Source organism: Catenulispora pinisilvae, from assembly GCF_015356865.1.
GTDB lineage: Bacteria > Actinomycetota > Actinomycetes > Streptomycetales > Catenulisporaceae > Catenulispora > Catenulispora pinisilvae.
The window spans coordinates 1-5948 of the sequence record NZ_JAAFZA010000399.1 but is presented as its reverse complement, the minus strand read 5'-3'; the positions used below and the strand labels follow the sequence as shown (position 1 = coordinate 5948).

The following is a 5948-nucleotide window of genomic DNA, read 5'->3' as shown; positions in this document are numbered from 1 at the left end:
CGCCCGGATCGCACGGCACCAGCAAAACCCCGAGCCCCAGCGGCGCGATCTCCAGCACCCAGAACCAGCCGTCCGCCACCGACAGCGCATCGAACAGCGCCCCCGGCGCGGGCGCCGGCACCAAGACGACCAGCCGCAGCGCGCCTCCCCCGCCACGCACCACGACCACCCCGCCCAAGCCGCCGACCTCGAACCCGCCGCCGAGCAACGTCGCGCCCGCGGCCCCGACTGGCGCGTCGGTCTCGGTCAACTGGGCCACCGACAACCCCAACGACTACGCCACCAATTTCACCTGGGCCCCGGTCAGCGGCGCGACCAGCTACGACGTCCACTACACGTTCACCGACGGCAACGGCCACCAGAAGTACGACCAGACCGACAACGTCACGGGGACGTCCTTCCGAGGCCCCAACGAGTACAGCGACCCCTCGTCGCTGGCCTGCTTCCAGGTCCGCGCTGTGAACGCGTACGGCACCTCCGCCTGGGACAGCGGCAGCGCGCACTGCGTCTAGCGCGTGTGTCCCAGGTCACATACCGCCCGCGTCACAATCCGTCGATCTCCGTCATCTCATGTTCGACCCCTAGAGAGACGAAAGACGACGCAGGAGGACGGGCATGACCACGGCACTGGAAACCCTCAACCACGACTTCAGCGGCGACATCATCGAAACCGGCCACCCCGAGTACGCCGCCCTCGCCGGCACGGTCCTGGCCACCGGCACACCGGCCGTCATCCTGCGGCCGAGCAGCGTCGGCGGCGTCCAGAGCGCGGTGAGACACGCGGCCGCGGCCGGGCTCCCACTCGCCGTCCGCGGCGGCGGCCACTCCTTCTCCGGCTTCGGCACCAACGACGGCGGCGTCGTCATCGACCTGAGCCTGCTGTCCGGGGTGGAGATCGTGGACGGCGGCTGGCACGTGGTGCGCATCGGCGGCGGCGCGACCTGGGGCCAGGTGGCGACCGCGCTGGCCCCGCACAGCCTGGCCATCTCCGCCGGCGACACCAAGCAGGTCGGCGTCGGCGGGCTGACCCTCGGCGGGGGCCTCGGTTGGAAGGTGCGCAAGTACGGACTGGCGCTGGACGCCCTGGTGCGGGTGGAGATCGTGACGGCCGACGGCCGGGTCGTGATCGCCGACGAGGACGACAACGCCGAGCTGTTCTGGGCCGTGCGGGGCGGCGGCGGGAACTTCGGGATCGTCACCGCCTTCGAGTTCGCCGCACACCCGACCACCGGCGTCTTCCACGGCAAGATCGCCTTCCCCGGCGCCGAGGCCGCCACGGTCGTCCAAGGCTGGGTCGAGTACATGCGCACGGCCCCCGAGGGCCTGACCGCGAGCGCCGTCTTCGCCAACCCCTTCGCCGGCGGACCGCAGGCCCCGGTCGAGATCTTGGTGACCTTCGACGGGGATTCCGAGGACGAGGCGAACGCCGCCCTGCACCCGATCCGCCACCTCGGCACCGTGACCGCCGACGACGTGACCCTCAAGCCCTACGGCGAAGTCTTCGAAGACGCGCAGACGCCCCCGCCCGGCGTCCGCTTCTTCACCCGGAACGCCTTCGTCGAGCGATCCGGCGTGGACGCCGCGGTACGGATCCTCACCGAAGTCGGCTCCACGCCCGGCGCGCCGTTCCTCACCATCCGCAGCATCGGCGGCGCGATGGCCCGGGTGGCCGAGGACGCGACCGCCTTCGCCCACCGCCGCGCCGAGCTGATGATCGGGACCGCCGTGGTCGGCCCCGCGCCGGTGGTCCAGGCCGGGCTGCCGGCCCTGGACGCGATCTGGGACCGGCTGGCCCCGCACACCAGCGGCACATACGGCAACTTCAACACCACGGCCACCGACGCGGACGTGGCCGCCGCCTACCCGACCGACACCTACAAGCGGCTCGCGGCCGTCAAGAGCCAGTACGACCCCGCGAACCTCTTCAAGGGGAACTACAACGTGCGGCCTCTGTAGGCTTGATCGAAGAGCCGTCCGCGGCCCCGCCTCCCACCGCGAGGAGGGGCCGCCACCGCACTCGGGCAGGGGACAGCGCATGTATATAGAGACCGTCCGCATCCACATCCCGCCGAACACCGCGGAGACCTTCGAAGCCGCCGTCGCGGACCTGGCAGACCTGTTGCACCACAACAAGCAATGCCTCACCTACGAACTGTCCCGCTCGGTGACCAACCCCGACACCTACATGCTGCGCATCGAATGGACCCCCGACTCCAACCAGATCGGCGGCGTCCGCGACGGCGAACACCTGGCGCCGCTGCTCGCCGAACTCATGCCCGCCATCCTCGGCGTCGAGGAGACCTTCGTGACCGAGACGACGGATGTCAGCGGCGAGGGCGGGGCGCTTCGCGGGCTGTCATGACGCGGTAGCGCTACCGGCCATGACGTCTTCGATCTCTGATTTAGTGCGCCCGGTGTGCAGGCCGAGCAGCTGCGCGAGGAGATCGTCGAGCGCGGGCCAGGGCACGTTGCCGTGGCTGTTGTAGAGCGAGACCAGGCCGTGCAGCCCGGTCCAGAGGATGAGCCCGGCCTGCCACTGCTCGGCGGTCGTGGACGGTTCGGTCGCTGTCGCTGTCGCTGTCGCTGTCGCTGTCGCCGGTTCGGTCGCTGTCGCTGTCGCCGGTTCGGTCGCCGTCACCGATTCGGTCGCCGTCAACGGATCGGTCGCCGTCAATGGATCGGTCGCCGTCAATCGATCGTTCGCCGCCGCCGCGAGCGCCCGCACGAGGGCGTTCAGTAGCTCCTCACCAGCGCCGTGCGCGTTGAGCGGCACCAGTTGCTCGGGCATCCCGCCGCCCACGATGGTGCGGTACTCCCCCGGATGCCCGACGCCCCAGTGCACATACGAGGCGCAGCGCGCGACGAGTTCCGCGAGCGGCGTCGCGGCAGCAGCCGCCGCGTCGTTCATCAGGCGGCCGAGTTCGTCGTAGCGGAGCTTCAAGACGTGCTCGATCAGCGCGGTCAGGTCCGGGAAGTGGCTGTAGATGCTGGCCGGCGCCACCCCGACCTCGCGCGCGACCTGGCGCAGCGTCAGTGTCTCGGGCCGGTCCAGGCTCGCCAGCAGCCGGGCCGTCGCCTCGACCAACTGGTCGCGGAGCACCTGGCCCTGCCCGCGTGGGTTCCGCCGCCGCGCCGCCTGCGCCACCTGCCGCTCCTTACCGCCTCTGACCTACTCTGACCGACTCCGTCTCTGACCAACGACCGTTCAGTCTAGCTGCCCGCTGAGCATTCCACCTCGGCACGAGCCGGCTTGACAGCTCTAACCAACACTCGTTTACTTAAGTCACCAACACTTGTTCAGTCAGAGAGGGGTCGCCATGCGTGTCGCAGTTCTGGGTGCCACCGGCAAAGTCGGGCAGCTGGTCGTCCGACAGGCCGCCGAGCGGGGCCACGAAGTCATCGCCCTAGTCCGCCGCCCGGAGGCCTACAAGCCACCCGAGCAGGGCGCCGTCGAGGTCCGCCGAGCCGACGTCACCAAGCCGGAGGCGTTCCCCGACCTGAGCGACGCGGACGTGGTGATCTCCGCCCTCGGCATCAGCAAGGGCGACGAGCCGGGGACGCTGCTCGCCGGCGCCAAGCTGCTGGCCGGGCTGCCGACCCGCACGATCGCGCTGGGCGCGCTCGGGTCCGGGGCGTCGACCGGGGCCGGCGGCGGGATATACCAGACCCTCATGAAGCTGGTCATCGGCAAGCAGCTCCCTGAGAAGGCCGATGCCGACCGGATCGCCCTGGACGCCGGCGTGACCGTCTTCCACGCGCCGGACCTGCAAGTCGGCGGCGTCAGCGACACCCGCCACAACGTCGCGCTGACCGACTACCCGAAGCCCTTCTGGCCGCCGCGCATTTCTCGCGCCACCGCCGCCGCTCTCATGCTCGACGAAGCCGAGCACCCCACACAGAACGCGAAGATCCTGGTACCGGTCGGAAAGGCCTGATCACCATGAACGGCTACATCGCCCTTGAGGAAGCCATCGCCTTCCCCGGTCTCGCCTCTCGCCGACCGCCAATGCCCTACCCGGACAACATCCACCCGGACTTCGTCGAGCACGTGCTGGCCCGCCTTCCCGACGTGGCCGAGTTCCGGCTGCCCGACATGGACGCCAACGGCGTCGCGATGCAGGTACTCTCCCTCACCGTCCCGGGCATCGAGACCGACCCCGATCCACAGCGCGCCGTGGCCAACGCCCGCTTCGTCAACGACTCCCTCGCCGCGATCGTCGACTCCCACCCGACCCGCTTCGCAGCCTTCGCCGCACTCCCCTTCCAGGACCCGGACGCGGCCGTGGACGAGCTACGCCGCACCGTCGGCCGCCTCGGATTCAAGGGCGTCCTCGTCAACGACCACATCCAGGGCGAATACCTCGACGCCCCAGCCTTCGACCAGGTCTGGTCAACCCTGGCCGAACTCGACGTCCCCCTATATCTGCACCCCGGCATGCCCCCGGCGGACCGCTGGCACGTCCTGAACGGCCACCCCGAGCTCGACGGCGCACTGTGGAGCTGGCAGGCAACGACCGGCGGCCACGCGATGCGCATCCTGATGTCCGGGGTCTTCGACCGCCACCCGGCCGCACGGATGATCCTCGGCCACGGCGGCGAATTCCTGCCCTTCCAGCTCTCCCGATTCGACTCGCGCTACGCAACCCTGACCGCCCCGAACCCGTTGCTACGCAAGCCCTCCGAGTACTTCGGCACCAATGTCCTGGCGACCACCAGCGGCATCCTGGCCCCGGCCGCCATCGAAGCGCTGGTGCACGTGATCGGCGCGGACGCGGTGCTGTTCGCCATCGACTACCCCTACGAGCAGACCGACAGGGCCATCGCGGCCCTCGACCGCACGGCCCTGCCGGACGGCGACAAGCAGAAGATCGCCTTCGGCAACGCACGTCGGCTGCTGCGGCTTTGACGAGTCGCTACCTGGCGGCGAGTTGGGGTTGTTTCGGGTTCGGGTCTTTTGGGGCGGGGCTGAGGCTCAGGCTGAACTGTTCCGGGTTCGGTCCAGGCTCAGGCTGGGGCTGGGGCTGGGGTTCGCGAGCCGGGTTGCGGTTGGCGTGCGGGCTTCAAAGCTTTTTACGGCCTTCGGTCATGGTTGTGCCGGTTCGGGGTTCGGGGCGGCGGGTGTGTTTGTCGGCTGCCGGTTTCCGCGTTCACGACCCCGCCCCGCCTCAGGCCTCTTCGACTCCGGCAAGTTGGATCAAGAGCCAGATCAAGAACCAGATCAAGAACCAGATCAACAGCAAGATCAAGATCAAAAGCTGTGATGAAGAGCCCGGCGCCTCCGGCGGGGGCTCTCGGCTCCCTCGGGGAACTGGCGCGGTTCCATAGGGTGGTCAAGCCAGTCTCAGCGGCGGCGGTCCCTGAGGTGGCTACGGTTCGTTCCCCTCGCTCGCGTCGTCAGCCCCAAGGGGTACAGCGCCGAACCCCGGGAGTAAAGTCCGCGCCCTTACTGTAAGCGGGCAGGTGGCGGCCGCGTACAGCGCGAACTTGACTCCCGAGAACCGGCACTGTAGGCAAAGCCCTGCCGACGCGACCGAGGGGAACGAACCGAAAACCAACCGGAAGAATAGCAATCACAGGGCCCGTAGACGCGGGTTGGGCGATGCGGCCGCCGGTGAGGTTGTGGCGACGGGCCGGTGGGCAGCTGGCCGGTGACACACCCGCCTTCTGCCAGTTTGCCTCGGCATACCGCTATCCCGACGGTATCGGTTGTGGCCGCCGGATCGATCAGTCTCCCGGCCGCCAACCCGGAGTGCGCACCCCGGCGCCGGTGCGCTGGCCAGCACCTGGACCGGCAGCCGAACTCGCCGGGCCGCCTGCCTCGCACCACCAGTTTTGTACTTCTCCGGTCGGTTTTCGGTTCGTTCCCCTCGGTCGCGTCGGCAGGGCTTCGCCTACAGCGCCGGTGGCCGGGAGTCAAGTTCGCGCTATACAAACCGCAGCTTGCAGGC

Annotated in this window: 5 protein-coding genes and 1 pseudogene; 5 read left to right on the top strand and 1 reads right to left on the bottom strand. The window is 69.3% G+C overall.

The window, feature by feature from the left end; all coding sequences use genetic code 11:
- The 3 genes and pseudogenes from IZR01_RS47715 to IZR01_RS47705 form a co-directional block, all read left to right on the top strand.
- A pseudogene (locus tag IZR01_RS47715) lies at positions 1 to 512 on the top strand (hypothetical protein); the annotation flags it as partial.
- Between the two features lie 103 nt (positions 513 to 615).
- A complete protein-coding gene (locus IZR01_RS47710) occupies positions 616 to 1956 on the top strand; it encodes an FAD-binding oxidoreductase (RefSeq protein WP_194927717.1) in 1341 nt (446 codons plus the stop codon).
- 79 nt (positions 1957 to 2035) lie between these two features.
- A complete protein-coding gene (locus tag IZR01_RS47705; protein WP_194927716.1) occupies positions 2036 to 2362 on the top strand; it encodes a putative quinol monooxygenase in 327 nt (108 codons plus the stop codon).
- Here the strand turns inward: IZR01_RS47705 and IZR01_RS47700 are convergent.
- Positions 2357 to 3145: a TetR/AcrR family transcriptional regulator gene (locus IZR01_RS47700; RefSeq protein WP_194927715.1), complete on the bottom strand. Its 789-nt coding sequence runs from the start codon at positions 3143 to 3145 to the stop codon at positions 2357 to 2359. The genes IZR01_RS47705 and IZR01_RS47700 overlap by 6 nt on opposite strands.
- Before the next feature lie 172 nt (positions 3146 to 3317).
- Between IZR01_RS47700 and IZR01_RS47695 the strand changes: the two genes are divergently transcribed.
- Both IZR01_RS47695 and IZR01_RS47690 read left to right on the top strand, forming a co-directional pair.
- Positions 3318 to 3935 (top strand): NAD(P)-dependent oxidoreductase, encoded by a 618-nt coding sequence (locus IZR01_RS47695; RefSeq protein ID WP_194927714.1) that lies wholly within the window; start codon positions 3318 to 3320, stop codon positions 3933 to 3935.
- A gap of 5 nt (positions 3936 to 3940) precedes the next feature.
- Entirely contained in the window at positions 3941 to 4906 is a 966-nt protein-coding gene (locus IZR01_RS47690; RefSeq protein WP_194927713.1) for an amidohydrolase family protein, read from the top strand.
- Positions 4907 to 5948: the final 1042 nt, after the last annotated feature.